This window comes from Fulvimarina uroteuthidis (assembly GCF_034321785.1).
GTDB lineage: Bacteria > Pseudomonadota > Alphaproteobacteria > Rhizobiales > Rhizobiaceae > Fulvimarina > Fulvimarina uroteuthidis.
The window spans coordinates 37,784-53,082 of record NZ_JAXLPB010000003.1 but is presented as its reverse complement, the minus strand read 5'-3'; the positions used below and the strand labels follow the sequence as shown (position 1 = coordinate 53,082).

Genomic DNA, 15,299 nt, shown 5'->3' with positions numbered 1-15,299 from the left:
GCTTCAAGCGTCAGGGTGCTTCGGTGCCCCGCCTTACCGGGGGTGCGTGTGCGGAATGCCGGCGGGACGAGGTCTTCGCTTTCGCGTCCGGTTTCGATGTGGTTGGGAGGCCCTCTTGGATTACGACGTCTTCATCGTCGGTGGCGGCATCAATGGCTGCGGAATTGCGCGCGATGCCGCAGGCCGCGGCTATTCGGTCGGCCTTGCCGAAATGAACGACCTCGCATCCGGCACCTCTTCCTGGTCGACCAAGCTGATCCATGGCGGCCTGCGCTATCTGGAACATTACGAGTTCAACCTGGTGCGGCATGCCCTGAAGGAGCGCGAGACGCTTTGGGCCATCGCGCCGCACATCATCCGCCCGCTCCGCTTCATCCTGCCCCATCACAAGGGCCTGCGCCCCGCCTTCATCCTGCGGATCGGACTGTTCCTCTACGACCATATCGGCGGGCGCAAGAAGCTCAAGAAGACGGTCAGTCTCGACCTGTCGTCGGGCCCGCTCGGGGCGCCGCTGAAGGACGATTTCTCCAAGGGCTTCGAATATTCCGACGCGCGGGTCGACGATGCACGGCTTGTCGTGCTGAACGCCCGCGACGCCAGCGGCCGCGGCGCCGACATCATGGTGCGCACCAAGGTGACCGAGGCGCGCCGCGAGAACGGCGTCTGGCACGTGACCCTCGAAGATCGCGACGCCGGGACCCGCAGGACGGTGACGGCCCGCAGCCTCGTCAACATGGGCGGTCCCTGGGTCGACGAGATCATTCGCGGCACGATGGGCCGCAACGAGGCGAACCACATCCGTCTCGTGCAGGGCTCGCATCTCGTCACGCGCAAACTCTACGACCACGACCGGGCCTACATCTTCCAGAACGCCGACGGGCGGATCATCTTCACGATCCCCTACGAGGACGATTTCACCCTGGTCGGCACCACGGACCAGGACTATGACGGCGATCCGGCCGATGTGAAGATCACCGAGAGCGAGACCGACTATCTCCTGGCCGCCGCCAGCGAATATCTGAAGACGACGCTGACCAGGGACGATATCGTCTGGACCTATTCCGGCGTTCGCCCCCTGTTCGACGACGGCGCCTCGAAGGCGCAGGAGACGACCCGCGACTACGTTCTGACGCTCGAGGGCAATCCGGACGAGGCTCCTCTCGTCAACGGCTTCGGCGGCAAGATCACGACGTACAGGGTCTTGTCCGAGGAGGTCGTCGAGATGATCGAGGCCAGAATCGGCGCGAAGGGACAGGCCTGGACGGACGAAAAGCCGCTGCCCGGCGGCGATTTCCCGGTGGACGGGGTGGCGGCGCTCGAGGCCGAGCTGCGCGCGTCGGCCCCCGAACTCGACGAGAAGACAGTTCGCCGGCTCGTCCGCTCCTACGGCACGGATGCCAAGCATTTCGCGAAAGCCGGAAAGATGGGTGAAAATTTCGGGCATGGCTTGTTCGCCGCCGAAATCGACTGGATGATCGACCGCGAATGGGCGCGCTCCGCAGAAGACGTGTTATGGCGGCGCTCCAAGCTTGGCCTGCGCTTCTCGGAGGAGGAGACGCGCGCGGTCGAGGACCATGTCAGCCACAAAACCGAAAGCATGACGGCGGCGGCCTGAGACACGCGCTCTGGGAGGAGAAACATTGCTGGAACTGAAGAACGTCAGCAAGGCTGTTGGCGGCGACAAGCACATTATCGACGTGTCGATCGCGATGACCCGTGGCAGCCTGAACGTGCTGCTCGGCCCGACCCTTGCCGGCAAGACCAGCCTGATGCGCCTGATGGCCGGGCTCGACGAACCGACCTCGGGCAAGATCATCATGGACGGCAAGGACGTGACCGGGGTGCCGGTGCGCCGGCGCAACGTCGCGATGGTGTACCAGCAATTCATCAACTATCCCGCCCTCACCGTCTACGAGAACATCGCCTCGCCGCTGCGCATCCAGAAGCAGCCGAAGGATGTGATCGACGCCAAGGTGAGGAAGGCCGCCAAGCTGATGAAGCTTTCGGACTTTCTCGACCGCACGCCGCTCAACCTGTCCGGCGGCCAGCAGCAGCGCACGGCGCTCGCCCGCGCCATCGTCAAGGACGCGGAACTCGTTCTTCTCGACGAGCCTCTGGCCAATCTCGACTACAAGCTGCGCGAGGAACTGCGCGAGGAACTGCCGCGGATCTTCGCCGAGACCGGCGCCATCTTCGTCTATGCGACGACCGAGCCGCACGAGGCGCTGCTTCTGGGCGGCAAGACGGCGACCGTCTCCAACGGCCGCATCACACAGTTCGACGACACCACCGAAATCTACCGCCGCCCGCACGATCTCATCACAGCTCGAACCTTTTCCGACCCGCCGCTCAACGTCCTGCCGGTGGAAAAGCGCGGTGACGGTTTCAAGGGCCGGGATGGCCTCGCCTTCGCGGCCGCCGGTTCCCAGCGTTCGCTCGCCGACGGCGCCTACCAGATCGGCATCCGGCCCCATCACCTGTCCCTGAAGCCGGCCGAGGGCGGCATGGCCAGCCTCGACGCCCGCATCGCGCTGTCGGAAGTGACCGGCTCCCAAAGCTTCATCCACGCCGATCGCGGTGAGAACCGCATCGTCGCACTCGTGCACGGCATTCACCGGGTCGAACCCGGCGAGATGATCCGTCTTTCGTTCGATCCGGCGAAGATCCTCGTCTTTTCGCAAGATGGCCGCGCAACCGCGCCGGCTCGATCCGACATGGCGGCATAGGAACATTCATGGCACGCATTCGCCTCGACCATATCCGCCACGCCTACAGCGCCGAGCTTGCGAAGGCCGGCACCTACGCGCTGCGCGAGATCGACCATGTCTTCGAGGACGGCGGCGCCTACGCGCTGCTCGGCCCGTCCGGCTGCGGAAAGACGACGCTTCTCAACATCATTTCCGGGCTTCTGACGCCGTCGGAGGGCCACCTCTACTTCGATCGGACCGACGTGACGATGCTGACGCCGGAGCAGCGCAACATCGCGCAGGTGTTCCAGTTCCCGGTGATCTACGACACGATGACGGTGGCCGAGAATCTCGCCTTCCCGCTCAAGAACCGGAAGGTTCCCGCCGGGGAGGTCAAGCGCCGGGTCGCCGACATGCTCGCCCGGATCGGGCTCGAGGAGAAGGCCAACCGGAAGGCGCGTGGCCTTACGGCGGACGAGAAGCAGAAGATCTCGCTCGGGCGCGGCCTCGTGCGCTCGGACGTCAACGCGATCCTCTTTGACGAGCCGCTGACGGTCATCGATCCGCATATGAAATGGCAGCTTCGCTCCGAGCTGAAGCAGCTTCACCGCGAGTTCGCGATGACCATGGTGTACGTGACCCACGACCAGACCGAAGCGCTGACCTTCGCCGACAAGGTGGTCGTCATGTATGATGGCGAGGTCGTCCAGATCGGAACGCCGGAGGAGCTGTTCGAGCGGCCCCAGCACACCTTCGTGGGCTATTTCATCGGCTCGCCGGGCATGAACGTCCTGCCCTGCACCGTCGACGGATCGGATGCGATCGTCTCGGGCGAGCGGATCGCCCTGCCGAACGGCGCCGGCTTCAAGCGCACCGGCAAGACCGAACTCGGCATTCGTCCCGAATTCGTCACGCTCGTCGAGCGCGGCGGCCCGAACGCCATGCCGGTGACGATCGACAAGGTGGAAGACATCGGCTCGGAGCGCATCGTGCGCGCCCGGCTCGGAGACCACCCGTTGAGCGCGATCATCGAGGAAGGGGCCTCGGTTCCGTCCCAGGCGGCCGTTACCTTCGCGCCACACGCCCTCAATCTCTACGCCGATTCGCGGCTCGTCGACCGCTCGGGAGGGACTGCCTGATGGAAAAGACCTGGAACAACAAGGCCTGGTTCTTCGTCCTGCCAGTGCTGATCCTCGTTGCGATCTCGGCGGTGATTCCGCTGATGACCGTCGTCAACTATTCGGTGCAGGACTCATTCGGCAACAACCAGTTCTTCTGGTACGGCGCCGACTGGTTCCGCGAGGTGCTGACGTCGGAGCGCTTCCACGACGCCCTGATGCGCAATCTCGCCTTTTCCGCGATGATCCTCGCCATCGAGATCCCGCTCGGCATTCTCGTGGCGCTCGCCATGCCGAAGAAGGGCATCTGGGTGCCGGTCTGCCTCGTCCTGATGGCCCTGCCGCTGCTCATTCCGTGGAACGTCGTCGGCACGATCTGGCAGGTGTTCGCGCGGACCGATATCGGGCTCCTCGGCGCGACGGTCGCCGGCCTCGGCTTCGATTACAATTATGTGCAGGATCCGTTCGACGCCTGGGTGACGGTGATCGTCATGGATGTCTGGCACTGGACGAGCCTCGTCGTCCTCCTGTGCTATGCCGGCCTCGTCTCGATCCCGGACGCCTACTATCAGGCCGCCAAGATCGACGGCGCGTCGCGCTGGGCCGTGTTCCGCTACATCCAGTTGCCGAAGATGGGGCGCGTTCTGCTGATCGCCGTCCTCCTGCGCTTCATGGACAGCTTCATGATCTACACCGAACCCTTCGTCGTCACCGGCGGTGGACCGGGCAATTCGACGACGTTCCTGTCGATCGATCTGGTGAAGCTCGCCATCGGTCAGTTCAATCTCGGCGAAGCGGCGGCGATGAGCCTGATCTACTTCCTGATCATCCTGCTGATGTCCTACATCTTCTACACCATCATGACGAATGTCGGCGTCGACAAGCCGTACAAGGGGGCCGACGAATGACCACCGCAGATGCCACCCGTGCCGATCATTCCTCGGCGAACCGGGACAAGGTGCGCTCCGAGGACGCGATCAAGGCGCGGACGCGCCGCGCAGGCGGCAGGTTCAAGCCCAAGGCGCTGATCCCGATCCTCTACATCGTCTTCCTGCTCCTGCCGATCTACTGGCTCGTCAATATGAGCTTCAAGACCAACCAGGAGATCCTGTCAGGCTTCACGCTCTTGCCGAACGATCCGACCCTGCGCAACTATGCGGTGATCTTCAACGATCCCTCCTGGTACATGGGCTACGTGAATTCGCTGATCTACGTTCTGCTCAACACGGCGATCGCGGTGTCTGTGGCATTGCCTGCGGCCTACGCCTTCTCGCGCTACAAGTTCCTCGGCGACAAGCATCTGTTCTTCTGGCTGCTGACGAACCGCATGGCGCCGCCCGCCGTGTTCGCCCTGCCCTTCTTCCAGCTCTATTCGGCGTTCGGGCTCATCGACACGCATATCGCGGTCGCGCTCGCCCACTGCCTGTTCAACGTGCCGCTGGCGGTCTGGATCCTGGAAGGCTTCATGTCGGGCGTGCCGAAGGAAATCGACGAGACGGCCTATATCGACGGCTATTCGTTTCCGAAGTTCTTCTTCAAGATCTTCATGCCGCTGATCGCGTCCGGCATCGGCGTCGCCGCCTTCTTCTGCTTCATGTTCTCATGGGTGGAACTGCTTCTCGCCCGCACGCTGACGGTGACGGACGCCAAGCCCATCTCCGCGATCATGACGCGGACGGTCTCGGCCTCCGGCATGGACTGGGGCGTCCTCGCCGCCGCCGGCGCGCTCACCATCATACCCGGCGCGATCGTCATCTGGTTCGTGCGCAACTACATCGCCAAGGGCTTTGCCCTGGGGAGAGTGTGATGAGCCTGTTCGGTCTCGCCCGCACTGCTGCGCCGTCCGTCGCGGTGTCGGCTTCGTTCTCGATTCTGTCCAGAGCTTCCGATATCGGTGAAGCACGACGGGCTCCTCGACTTCTATGGGTGAGCCGGAACCGCACCCATGGGCGGGCTTGGTCAGATCCTCGGGACAGGTCCGACGATGACGGCGCGTGGACGCATGAACATGCGCGCGGGAACAGGAGCGTTGCTCGTTCAGTCCGTAATATCCTCGATGCCGAGCTTCAACGCGCCAGCCAAAGCCTTCAGCGTCGACAGGCGCGGATCGATCTTGCGGGCCTCGATATCGGACACGCTGGCGGCGCGAATGCCGGCCTTCGCCGCAAGCTCCGCCTGCGTCCAGCCGACCGACTTGCGCCACGCGGCGAGCGGATGGAGCGTGCCGTTCCAGACCTCGCGCGCATACTCCGCATTCATGCCCGGCGCACGTTCGTCGGATTGCGACCTCGCATAGCTTGCGATCGCGCTATCTCCGATATCCTCGATCATCGCGTCATATTCGGCGCGGGTCATGACGACCATGGCGTCACCGTTCAAAGTCACAGCTTCGTTCATCGCTCAACCTCTTCGATAGACAACGCTTCGATGTGCAATGCGCAACACCAGCATGTCGTCTTCAATCACGAAAATCGCTCGCCAATGTCGATGGCGAAGACGGTATTCAGGTGTACCAACCATGCGGGTCACGTCGCCGGTCCCGGTCAAAGCATAACGCTCCAATTTAGCGTCGATCGCATCACGGTCCTTTGCAGGCATCTTCATAAGCGCCTTGAAAGCATCCGGCTCGTAGATAATCCGCATGGTATTGTCCGCTTTAGCGTACTAACAACATACGCCATACCGCAATATCGTTTGACGTGCAAATTACCCTCGGGAGATCTTTGATGATCGATCTGTCCTGGATGGCCTGGACCTGGCCGACCGCCATTTTCTTCATCGTGATCTTCGGCCTGATCGCGGCCATGGGCGTGTGGGAATACGCCTCGCCCGGCGGCGCGCCGAGGATCGGCATTCTCCGCTTCGAGACGACGCGGGGCGATCGCTTGTTCGTCTCGCTGCTCGGCTCGGCCTTCATCTGCCTCGGATGGCTCTACGTCACCGAGCTCTCGCTCTGGTACGCGCTGCTTGTATGCGCGGCCTTCTTCGTTCTCGTGTTCAAGACCGTCTGACGGCGCTTCTCACGCGAAAGACCGCCCCGTTCCGCCGCCGGTCGGAACGGGGCCACAGACGGACGAACCGGCTGACAGAAACCTCGGGAGGACTACCAATATGAAACATCTCTTCATGGGATCGGCCGCCGCCATGGCGATCGCCCTCGCCTCCGGACCCGCCTTTGCGGACATGGAAGCGGCCAAGACGTTCCTCGACAATGAGATCGGCGATCTGTCCGCGCTGTCGCGCGCCGAACAGGAAGCCGAACTGCAATGGTTCATCGATGCCGCCAAGCCCTTCGCCGGCATGGATATCAAGGTCGTTTCGGAAACGATCGCCACGCATGAGTACGAATCCAAGGTGCTGGCGAAAGCCTTTTCCGACATCACCGGCATCAATCTCACCCACGACCTCATCGGCGAAGGCGACGTCGTCGAGAAGCTGCAGACGCAGATGCAGTCGGGCGAGAACATCTACGACGCCTATGTCAACGATTCCGACCTCATCGGCACCCATTGGCGCTACCAGCAGGTCCGCAACCTGACCGACTGGATGGAGAACGAGGGCAAGGACGTCACCTCGCCGACGCTCGACATCGAGGACTATATCGGCACGTCCTTCACCACGGCGCCGGACGGCAAGCTCTACCAGCTGCCCGACCAGCAGTTCGCGAACCTCTACTGGTTCCGGTACGACTGGTTCAACGACGAGAAGAACAAGGCCGATTTCCAGAACGAGTATGGCTACGAGCTCGGCGTGCCGGTCAACTGGTCGGCATACGAGGACATCGCCGAATTCTTCACCGGCCGCGATCTGTCCCATATGGGCGTCGAAGGCCAGGTCTATGGCCATATGGACTACGGGAAGAAGGATCCCTCGCTCGGCTGGCGCTTCACCGATGCCTGGCTTTCCATGGCCGGCAACGGCGACAAGGGCCTGCCGAACGGCGTGCCGGTCGACGAATGGGGCATTCGCGTCAACGAACAGTCCCAGCCGACCGGATCGTGCGTGGCGCGCGGCGGCGACACCAACGGACCGGCATCGGTCTACGCGATCCAGAAATATCTCGACTGGCTGAAGGCCTACGCTCCGCCGGAAGCCCAGGGCATGACCTTCTCCGAATCCGGCCCAGTGCCGGCGCAGGGGCAGATCGCCCAGCAGATCTTCTGGTACACCGCCTTCACCGCCGATGCGGTCAAGGAAGGCCTGCCGGTCGTCAACGAGGACGGCACGCCGAAATGGCGCATGGCCCCCTCGCCGCACGGCGTCTACTGGGTCGACGGCATGAAGCTCGGCTATCAGGACGTCGGATCCTGGACGCTGATGAAGTCGACGCCGGAAGACCGCGCGAAGGCGGCCTGGCTCTACGCCCAGTTCGTCACGTCGAAGACCGTCGACGTGAAGAAGGCTCACGAAGGTCTGACCTTCATCCGCGAATCGACGATCCGCGACGAGTCCTTCACCGAGCGCGCGCCGGAACTGGGCGGTCTCGTCGAGTTCTATCGTTCGCCGGCCCGCGTCCAGTGGTCGCCGACGGGCACGAACGTGCCGGACTATCCCAAGCTCGCCCAGCTCTGGTGGCAGGCGGTCGGCGATGCGTCCTCGGGCGCGAAGACGGCCCAGGAGGCCATGGACGCCCTCTGCGCCGATCAGGAGCAGGTGATGGAGCGTCTCGAACGCGCCGGCATCCAGGGCGACATCGGACCCAAGCTCAACGAAGAGCAGGACATGGAGTACTGGGTCGAGCAGGCCAAGGCCAACGGCACCATCGCGCCGCAGCCGAAGAAGGAAAACGAAAAGGAAGAGCCGCAGACCGTCTCCTATGACGAGCTGGTCAAGAGCTGGGCCGATTCGAGCGCCTCGATGCCCGCCGACGGCGGCCAGACGCCCGTGACGGCGGAGCCGGCATCGGCCGACGCACCGGAGGGCGAAACGGCCAACTGAGGCCGCGCCGTCTTCGAACCATCCGCAAAGAGCCGGGCCAGCCCGGCTCTTTGCACGTGACGGACGGGCCGCCGATCGAGCGGCCCGTCCGAGGCGGATGAACCGGAACGTCCGGTCCGCCCGGAAGCGACCATATGCGAGGAACAACAATGTCCGGCTACGTACTTGCGATCGACCAGGGAACGACATCGTCGAGAGCCATCGTCTTCGACGATCATTTCCGCATCGTCGGCGTCGGCCAGAAGGAATTCGCCCAGCACTTCCCCCGCTCCGGCTGGGTCGAGCACGACCCCGAGGACATCTGGAATTCCGTCGTCGCGACGATCCGCAGCGCACTGGCGGATGCGTCGCTGTCGGCCACGGACATCGCCGCGATCGGCATCACCAACCAGCGCGAGACCGTTCTCGTCTGGGACCGGGCCACCGGCACGCCCATCCACAACGCCATCGTCTGGCAGGACAGGCGCACGACCGACATCTGCCGCGCCCTGCAGGCCGACGGCGCGGAGACGCTGATCACCGACAAGACCGGCCTTCTGATCGATCCCTATTTCTCCGGCACCAAGATCGCCTGGACTCTCGACCATGTGAGCGGGGCGCGCGAGAGGGCCGAGGCCGGCCACCTCGCCTTCGGCACCGTCGACAGCTTTCTCCTGTGGCGCCTCACCGGAGGCCGCGTCCACGCCACCGACACCACGAATGCATGCCGCACCCAGCTGTTCGACATCTCGGCGAACGCCTGGGACGACGAACTGCTGCGGCTCCTGCGGGTGCCCCGCGCGATCCTGCCCGAGGTCAGGGATTGCGATGCCGATTTCGGCGTCACCGATGGAGCGCTGTTCGGCGCCGCCATTCCCATTCGCGGGATCGCGGGCGACCAGCATGCCGCGACCCTCGGACAGGCCTGCTTCAAGCCCGGAATGGTCAAGAGCACCTATGGCACGGGCTGCTTCGCGGTTCTGAACACCGGCACCGAGCGCGTCCCCTCCACCAGCCGGCTCCTGACGACGGTCGCCTATCGCCTGTCGGGCGAGACGACGTTCGCGCTCGAAGGCTCGATCTTCGTCGCAGGCGCCGCCGTGCAGTGGCTGCGCGACGGGCTGGGTCTCGTCGCGAAGGCCGCGGAGACCGGCTCGATGGCGAGCGAGGCCGACGACGAGCAGGACGTCGTCATGGTGCCCGCCTTTACCGGGCTCGGCGCCCCCTGGTGGGATGCGGAGGCGCGCGGCGCGATCTACGGCCTCACCCGCAAGACCGGCCCCAACGAGTTCGCGCGCGCGGCCCTCGAAGCCACCTGCTTCCAGACCGCCGATCTCCTGAAGGCCATGCGCAAGGACTTCACGGGCGCCCGCGACACGGTCCTTCGCGTCGATGGCGGCATGGTGGCGAGCGATTGGACCATGCAGCGCCTCGCCGATCTTCTCGACGCGCCCGTCGATCGGCCCGTGGTGCTCGAAACGACCGCGCTCGGAGCGGCCTGGATCGCGGGGCACGCCGCCGGGGTCTGGCCCGACAAGGATGGTTTTGCAGCCAAATGGCGGCTGGAGCGTCAGTTCGAACCCCGGATGGGTGCGGTCGAGCGCGGCCGCAGGCTGACGCTTTGGGACAATGCCGTCAGACGGACGCTCGCTGCCTGAAACGGAAGGGGGTTCGCACCCGTCGGATCGCCCGCCGGACCAATCGCGGTGGATCGATTGCGAAGGGAGCGTTCGGCGGTGTCATGCGGATTACCCCCTTCGCGCGGCCCCTCTTGCAGGGTCCGACAGGGTCGTTTCATCATGTCCTTTTAATATCATTCCAATATATGATCGGGTTTGTTACGGAGCAGATCCTTCGGATCGATCGGACCGGACACGCGCGTTCCCGATTGCGTCCATCCGCGCGCCCTCGGCTATCGCGTCCCGGCTCGATCGAACAAATTTGGGTGTTTCAGCGTGCGCGACGAGAGCAACACGGCAGACCGGCCTTCGACATCCAGCCTTTCACCGGCGGCGGCCGCCCTTGCGCGGGCGATCGAATCGGCCCGCGCCGAGCGTGAGGATTATCGAGCGGGCCGTGTGGCGTTCCAATCGGGCCTCAGCGAAGCGGCGTGCACCCATCCGGGATCGTCGACCCGAAGCGAGATCTGGCGCCAGGGTTTCGACGACGCCCGCACCGCCGAGGAAACCAAGCGGGACCGGTTCCGCTGAGGATCGGCCGAGGCGTGGCGAAAGGCGTCGGCGCGATGGATAGAAGGGTGAGGCCAGCGTCGTGACCGGTTCTCGCTCCTCCCGGTCGGCGCAACCGAAGTCCGGCACGGATCGCCTCTCATCGCAACGCCGCGTGGCCATGAGCCGGTTGGCGGTCAGAGCGAGAATGTCGCCGTGACGGGCACGTGATCGGACGGGCGGTCCCAGCCGCGCACGGGCGTGTGCACGGTGACCGCGGTGAGCGCTTCGGCGATGCTCGACGATCCCCAGACATGATCCAGCCGGCGACCGCGGTTGGAGGCTTCCCAATCCTTCGCGCGGTAGCTCCACCAGGTGAAGATTTTCTCGTCCAGCGGGATGTGCCGCCGCATGAGATCGGTCCAGCGCCCTTCGGTCATCGCCGTCAGCAGGCCTTGGGTCTCGACGGGCGTGTGCGAGACGATCTTCAGGAGCTGCTTGTGGGACCAGACATCGTTTTCGTAAGGCGCGATGTTGAGATCGCCGCACAGGAGCGCCGACACGCCGGGCTCGCCATCGGCATCGGTCCGGCGCAGTTCATCGACGAATTGCAGCTTGTGCTTGAACTTCGGGTTGGTCTGCGGGTCCGGCTCATCGCCGCCGGCGGGGACATAGAGATTATGGACGCGGATCTTCCTGTCGCCCACGGCGAGGCGGACCGACAGGTGACGGGCATCGCCGACCGCGCAGAAATCCTGCCGGACGACGTCGTCGAACGGGATCCGCGAAAGCGTCGCCACGCCGTGATAGGCCTTCTGGCCGTTGAGCGCGACGTGATCGTAGCCCAGCCCCTCGAACGCGGCCAGGGGGAACTGTTCGTCCGTGCACTTGGTCTCCTGCAGGCACAGGACGTCGGGGCGCTCCTCGCGCAGAAAGCGGATCACCGCATCGGCGCGCAGCCGAACCGAATTGATGTTCCAGGTGGTCAGCGAAAAGGTCATGAAGGATCGCTTCTGTTGGGCAGTTCATCGACGGAGCGTGACGCCCCTCGCATACCAGCCCGACGAGCCATGACAAGCGGCAAGGCGCGCCGGCCGCCCGAAAGTCCGAAGCGGCAACCGCGCGTCGCCGCCTTGTCGCGCAGAAGGCGGCAGGCACGCGCGGAAGGAAGGAGCGGGCGGAACGAAGCCGATGCCTCCGGGCATTGGAAACGGCGGTCTTTGGTGATCGCCGGCGAATCGGATAGCGTCGCGGCCCAACAAGGAGATCCACCATGTCGACGATACAGTGCCCGATCTGCGAGGCGAACGCCCACGAGACCTTGCCGCGATCCGGCGACTTCCACGAGATCACTTGCCTCACCTGCGGCCATTTCCGCATCACGGAAGCGGCGGTCGCGCAATATGAGGACAGTCCGGTCGACGAGCGCAAGCGCCTTCTTTCCAAGGCGAAGGCGAATGCCAGCGGCGATGCCTTGCCGATCGTCGGGGCTCACTGAGCAGGGCTCGACACGACGGCGCGGCGCGACACGTCCGCGCCGCCTTCGATGACTGAAAGTCCCGGTGCACGCGCCGCCCGTTCGGGCTGTTCGATCACCCCTCGCCCGATATCGGATCCTCCCGTGCCTTGCGCGATCCCAGGCGATCGAGGGCGGCCGCGTTCTTCCGCGCCCAGTCGTAGAGCATCTCGACCGGCTCGACGAACCGGGACCCGAGCGGCGTCAGCCGATATTCGACCGCCGGGGGAACAGTGCCCTCCACATGGCGGGTGACGAGGCCGCTCGCCTCCATCTGCCGCAACGTCTGGGTCAGCATCTTCTTGGAAATGCCCGGCAGGCTGCGATGCAGAACCCCGTTGCGGGCCCGGCCGTCGTGGCGGGCGTGCAGGGTGTGAAGCACCATGCTGGTCCACTTGGTGGAAAACAGCTCCAGAATGCGCCGCGGTGCGCAGTCTTCACGCCATTCGGCCTCGTCCGTGCCCCGATCCATGCTGGTTACCCTTTGGTGCCTAAGTCCCATTTCGGTTCCGTCTAGCCAAGCTGGGCGGCGGTGCATAGGTCCGGTCTCGAACAAGGAGAAAGTTTGACATGACCAGAACCGCACTCGTCGTCGGCGCCACCGGCATCCAGGGGAGCGCTGCGGCAGACCGGCTCCTGGCCAGGGGCTACGATGTTTACGGCCTTGCCCGCAATCCGAAGGAGCAGCCGGGGGTGAAGCCGGTCGCAGCCGACCTGCTGGAGCCCGGATCGCTCGCCGAGGCGCTCGACGCTATCGCGCCGGATGTCGTCTTCGTCACCACCTGGCTGCGCCAGGACACGGAGAAGGAGAACATTCGCGTCAATGCGACCATGGTGAGAAATCTGCTCGACGCGCTGCGCCCGAAGTCATCCGTACGCCATGTCGGGCTCGTCACGGGTCTCAAGCATTATCTCGGCCCCTTCGAGGCCTATGGGAAGGGCGAACTGCCGAAGACGCCGTTCCGCGAGAATCAGGGCCGTCTCGATGTCGAGAACTTCTACTATGCACAGGAGGACGAGGTCTTCGCGGCGGCCGCCAGGGATGGCTTCACCTACAGCGTGCATCGCCCGCACACGATCATCGGCAAGGCCGTCGGCAATGCCATGAATATGGGCCAGACGCTCGCCGTTCATGCCGCGATCTGCAAGGAAACCGGCCGGCCCTTCGTCTTTCCGGGCTCGAAGGTGCAGTGGGAAAGCCTCACCGACATGACCGACGCCCATCAGCTTGCCGAGCAACTGATCTGGGCCGCCGAGACCCCGGCGGCCGCCAACGAGGACTTCAACATCGTCAATGGCGACGTCTTTCGCTGGAACTGGATGTGGCACCGCATCGCCGACTGGTTCGGCATCGAGGCCGTGGACTTCGACGGCACCGAGCGTCCGCTCGAAACGCAGATGAAGGACGACGCGGCGATCTGGAAAAGGCTTGCCACGCGCGAGGGACTGGCCGAGAGCGACATCACGCGCCTCGCCTCGCCCTGGCACACCGATGCCGATCTCGGCCGGCCGATCGAAGTGGTGACCGACATGTCGAAAAGCCGCCGGCTCGGCTTCACCGGCTATGTGGCAACGGACGCGGCCTTCTTCGACCTTTTCGAAAGGCTGCGCGCCGACCGGATCATTCCCGCCGGCTGACGCGCGACCGCTCTCCGCTCGAACGCGCCGCGACCGGCCGGCCGGCCAGCGGCGCATCTCGTGCGCGGCGTGAGATGGAATCGGCCGGGGCCGGCATGCGCCCGATGGACGATCCGCTTTCTGCGGCTATGATAAGGGTCATGGCCCAATGCTTCGCGGGAACGGCCGGCAATGCGCGCCCTCGTCGAAGGGGGCGCGCGCCGGAACGGCTCCGCTCTCATGGGGTGTTTTTAGGCACGTCAGAAAAGACCATGAGCACCCATCTCTACTTCGTGAGCATGAACACCGGTGTCGTCGAACGCATGGCAATGCCGGAGGCGAAGAACGTCGAGCCGGCCGCGCTCGATCTGCGTCAGGCCTTCTGGTCCGGCGCAGCTTCCATCGCCGCCCATCCCGGCTACAGCATCAAGGTCTCGGCATCGGGCCTCGGCCTGATCTCGACGATCCACCAGGACGCGGGCGACCAGCCTCTCGCAACGCTGGGCGTCCTCAACGTCCATGGCGATTCGCTGGAGCTCTGGCAGATTCTGCACGATCATTCGGAGGGCTACGATCTTGCGACGGCGCGCGACGTGCCCCCGCCCGCGCCGTGGTGCGCCGTGCGCATGGAGCCGGCCCTCTTCGAGGCGGACGGCGCCACGCTGGACTGGCTGCCGGCTTACGAACTCTGCCTTGCGACCGCCTGGATCCTCAAGAAGCACAACCCGACCTGACCCGGACGGATCGCGGGATCGACTTGGCACGCACAGGCTGTCGCCCATGGGTCGGTGTCGGACAGAAGAGGAATGGTGATCCCAGAAGGATTCGAACCTTCGACCTACGGCTTAGAAGGCCGTTGCTCTATCCAGCTGAGCTATGGGACCGGACCGTCGATGCGGGCGCATCGGAACGGTGGATACTTGGATGCATGCGGCCGGCACTAGTGGGTCCAGGGCTGGCGGCGATCATATTTGAAATTGTCGGAATAGGCCACGCGCACGCGCTTGGTTTCCTTGGGCTCTTCGACCCGATAGGGAATGTCGTTGCGCTCGGCGTACTCGACCGCCTGCTCGCGCGTCTCGAAGGACAGGCGCAGCTGGCCAAGCATGTCGCCGGACGAGGTGTAGCCCATCAGGGGATCGATCCGCTTGGGTTCCTGAGGCTCGTAGATCAGGAGCCATTCCTGGGTCTTCGCCTTGCCGGACTGCATGGCGGTGCGCGTCGGCTTGTAGATCCTTGCGACCATTGCGACCTCATTCGAGCGAAACGACAGGAT

At 64.5% G+C, this 15,299-nt stretch carries 17 protein-coding genes and 1 tRNA gene; 12 read left to right on the top strand and 6 right to left on the bottom strand.

All coding sequences use genetic code 11. The annotated features are described in order from the left end of the window. Window positions 1–55: 55 nt before the first annotated feature. From glpD to U0C82_RS09910, 5 genes are read left to right on the top strand one after another with little or no spacing between them, the layout of a single operon-like run. Window positions 56–1,615, top strand: a complete 1,560-nt coding sequence (glpD, locus tag U0C82_RS09930; RefSeq protein WP_322186956.1) for a glycerol-3-phosphate dehydrogenase — start codon at window positions 56–58, stop codon at window positions 1,613–1,615. Between the two features lie 25 nt (window positions 1,616–1,640). Further along, complete coding sequence (locus U0C82_RS09925; RefSeq protein WP_322186955.1) at window positions 1,641–2,726, top strand: ABC transporter ATP-binding protein; 1,086 nt, start codon at window positions 1,641–1,643, stop codon at window positions 2,724–2,726. 8 nt (window positions 2,727–2,734) lie between these two features. Next, window positions 2,735–3,826 (top strand): ABC transporter ATP-binding protein, encoded by a 1,092-nt coding sequence (locus U0C82_RS09920; RefSeq protein ID WP_322186954.1) that lies wholly within the window; start codon window positions 2,735–2,737, stop codon window positions 3,824–3,826. Further along, window positions 3,826–4,713 (top strand): carbohydrate ABC transporter permease, encoded by an 888-nt coding sequence (locus U0C82_RS09915; RefSeq protein WP_322186953.1) that lies wholly within the window; start codon window positions 3,826–3,828, stop codon window positions 4,711–4,713. Before U0C82_RS09920 ends, U0C82_RS09915 begins: the two co-directional genes overlap by 1 nt. Then, complete coding sequence (locus tag U0C82_RS09910; protein WP_322186952.1) at window positions 4,710–5,612, top strand: carbohydrate ABC transporter permease; 903 nt, start codon at window positions 4,710–4,712, stop codon at window positions 5,610–5,612. Before U0C82_RS09915 ends, U0C82_RS09910 begins: the two co-directional genes overlap by 4 nt. 230 nt (window positions 5,613–5,842) lie before the next feature. On the opposite strand, the gene U0C82_RS09905 is transcribed toward U0C82_RS09910, so the two are convergent. Further along, complete coding sequence (locus tag U0C82_RS09905; protein WP_322186951.1) at window positions 5,843–6,202, bottom strand: helix-turn-helix transcriptional regulator; 360 nt, start codon at window positions 6,200–6,202, stop codon at window positions 5,843–5,845. A gap of 3 nt (window positions 6,203–6,205) precedes the next feature. Next, window positions 6,206–6,448: a type II toxin-antitoxin system RelE family toxin gene (locus U0C82_RS09900; protein ID WP_322186950.1), complete on the bottom strand. Its 243-nt coding sequence runs from the start codon at window positions 6,446–6,448 to the stop codon at window positions 6,206–6,208. Window positions 6,449–6,531: 83 nt separating this feature from the next. On the opposite strand from U0C82_RS09900, the gene U0C82_RS09895 reads away from it, so the two are divergent. The 4 genes from U0C82_RS09895 to U0C82_RS09880 all read left to right on the top strand — a co-directional run bounded on the left by U0C82_RS09895 (window position 6,532) and on the right by U0C82_RS09880 (window position 10,932). Then, complete coding sequence (locus U0C82_RS09895; RefSeq protein ID WP_322186949.1) at window positions 6,532–6,816, top strand: DUF2160 domain-containing protein; 285 nt, start codon at window positions 6,532–6,534, stop codon at window positions 6,814–6,816. A gap of 100 nt (window positions 6,817–6,916) precedes the next feature. Continuing rightward, window positions 6,917–8,743: an ABC transporter substrate-binding protein gene (locus U0C82_RS09890; RefSeq protein ID WP_322186948.1), complete on the top strand. Its 1,827-nt coding sequence runs from the start codon at window positions 6,917–6,919 to the stop codon at window positions 8,741–8,743. 149 nt (window positions 8,744–8,892) lie between these two features. Next, a complete protein-coding gene (gene glpK, locus U0C82_RS09885) occupies window positions 8,893–10,380 on the top strand; it encodes a glycerol kinase GlpK (protein ID WP_322186947.1) in 1,488 nt (495 codons plus the stop codon). Between the two features lie 297 nt (window positions 10,381–10,677). After that, window positions 10,678–10,932 carry a hypothetical protein gene (locus tag U0C82_RS09880; protein ID WP_322186946.1) on the top strand — a complete coding sequence of 85 codons (255 nt, stop codon included), beginning with the start codon at window positions 10,678–10,680 and terminating at the stop codon, window positions 10,930–10,932. Between the two features lie 155 nt (window positions 10,933–11,087). Here the strand turns inward: U0C82_RS09880 and U0C82_RS09875 are convergent, their stop codons facing one another. Beyond that, the gene (locus U0C82_RS09875; protein ID WP_322186945.1) at window positions 11,088–11,891 is read right to left on the bottom strand and encodes an exodeoxyribonuclease III; all 804 of its coding nucleotides are present in this window, start codon (window positions 11,889–11,891) and stop codon (window positions 11,088–11,090) included. A gap of 272 nt (window positions 11,892–12,163) precedes the next feature. Between U0C82_RS09875 and U0C82_RS09870 the strand changes: the two genes are divergently transcribed. Further along, the gene (locus U0C82_RS09870) at window positions 12,164–12,388 is read left to right on the top strand and encodes a hypothetical protein (protein WP_322186944.1); all 225 of its coding nucleotides are present in this window, start codon (window positions 12,164–12,166) and stop codon (window positions 12,386–12,388) included. 94 nt (window positions 12,389–12,482) lie between these two features. Here U0C82_RS09870 and U0C82_RS09865 read toward each other — a convergent pair whose 3' ends face one another. Further along, window positions 12,483–12,878 (bottom strand): winged helix-turn-helix transcriptional regulator, encoded by a 396-nt coding sequence (locus tag U0C82_RS09865; protein WP_322186943.1) that lies wholly within the window; start codon window positions 12,876–12,878, stop codon window positions 12,483–12,485. 98 nt (window positions 12,879–12,976) lie between these two features. On the opposite strand from U0C82_RS09865, the gene U0C82_RS09860 reads away from it, so the two are divergent. Together U0C82_RS09860 and U0C82_RS09855 are read left to right on the top strand one after the other, a co-directional pair. After that, window positions 12,977–14,044 (top strand): SDR family oxidoreductase, encoded by a 1,068-nt coding sequence (locus tag U0C82_RS09860; protein WP_322186942.1) that lies wholly within the window; start codon window positions 12,977–12,979, stop codon window positions 14,042–14,044. 251 nt (window positions 14,045–14,295) lie between these two features. Beyond that, window positions 14,296–14,757, top strand: coding sequence for a hypothetical protein (locus U0C82_RS09855; RefSeq protein WP_322186941.1), 462 nt, complete (start codon window positions 14,296–14,298; stop codon window positions 14,755–14,757). 73 nt (window positions 14,758–14,830) lie between these two features. Here U0C82_RS09855 and U0C82_RS09850 read toward each other — a convergent pair. Next, window positions 14,831–14,907, bottom strand: a tRNA-Arg gene (locus U0C82_RS09850). 56 nt (window positions 14,908–14,963) lie between these two features. Next, the gene (locus U0C82_RS09845) at window positions 14,964–15,269 is read right to left on the bottom strand and encodes an ETC complex I subunit (RefSeq protein ID WP_322186940.1); all 306 of its coding nucleotides are present in this window, start codon (window positions 15,267–15,269) and stop codon (window positions 14,964–14,966) included. Between the last annotated feature and the right edge of the window lie 30 nt (window positions 15,270–15,299).

Excerpts from the sequence above, each read along its gene's own strand:
- U0C82_RS09860 (WP_322186942.1), top strand. The coding sequence starts at position 12,977 with ATGACCAGAACCGCACTCGTCGTCGGCGCCACCGGCATCCAGGGGAGC.
- U0C82_RS09905 (WP_322186951.1), bottom strand. The coding sequence starts at position 6,202 with ATGAACGAAGCTGTGACTTTGAACGGTGACGCCATGGTCGTCATGACC.
- U0C82_RS09920 (WP_322186954.1), top strand. The coding sequence starts at position 2,735 with ATGGCACGCATTCGCCTCGACCATATCCGCCACGCCTACAGCGCCGAG.
- U0C82_RS09845 (WP_322186940.1), bottom strand. The coding sequence starts at position 15,269 with ATGGTCGCAAGGATCTACAAGCCGACGCGCACCGCCATGCAGTCCGGC.
- glpK (WP_322186947.1), top strand. The coding sequence starts at position 8,893 with ATGTCCGGCTACGTACTTGCGATCGACCAGGGAACGACATCGTCGAGA.
- U0C82_RS09865 (WP_322186943.1), bottom strand. The coding sequence starts at position 12,878 with ATGGATCGGGGCACGGACGAGGCCGAATGGCGTGAAGACTGCGCACCG.
- U0C82_RS09910 (WP_322186952.1), top strand. The coding sequence starts at position 4,710 with ATGACCACCGCAGATGCCACCCGTGCCGATCATTCCTCGGCGAACCGG.
- U0C82_RS09875 (WP_322186945.1), bottom strand. The coding sequence starts at position 11,891 with ATGACCTTTTCGCTGACCACCTGGAACATCAATTCGGTTCGGCTGCGC.
- U0C82_RS09870 (WP_322186944.1), top strand. The coding sequence starts at position 12,164 with ATGTCGACGATACAGTGCCCGATCTGCGAGGCGAACGCCCACGAGACC.
- glpD (WP_322186956.1), top strand. The coding sequence starts at position 56 with ATGCCGGCGGGACGAGGTCTTCGCTTTCGCGTCCGGTTTCGATGTGGT.
- U0C82_RS09900 (WP_322186950.1), bottom strand. The coding sequence starts at position 6,448 with ATGCGGATTATCTACGAGCCGGATGCTTTCAAGGCGCTTATGAAGATG.
- U0C82_RS09890 (WP_322186948.1), top strand. The coding sequence starts at position 6,917 with ATGAAACATCTCTTCATGGGATCGGCCGCCGCCATGGCGATCGCCCTC.
- U0C82_RS09855 (WP_322186941.1), top strand. The coding sequence starts at position 14,296 with ATGAGCACCCATCTCTACTTCGTGAGCATGAACACCGGTGTCGTCGAA.
- U0C82_RS09895 (WP_322186949.1), top strand. The coding sequence starts at position 6,532 with ATGATCGATCTGTCCTGGATGGCCTGGACCTGGCCGACCGCCATTTTC.
- U0C82_RS09915 (WP_322186953.1), top strand. The coding sequence starts at position 3,826 with ATGGAAAAGACCTGGAACAACAAGGCCTGGTTCTTCGTCCTGCCAGTG.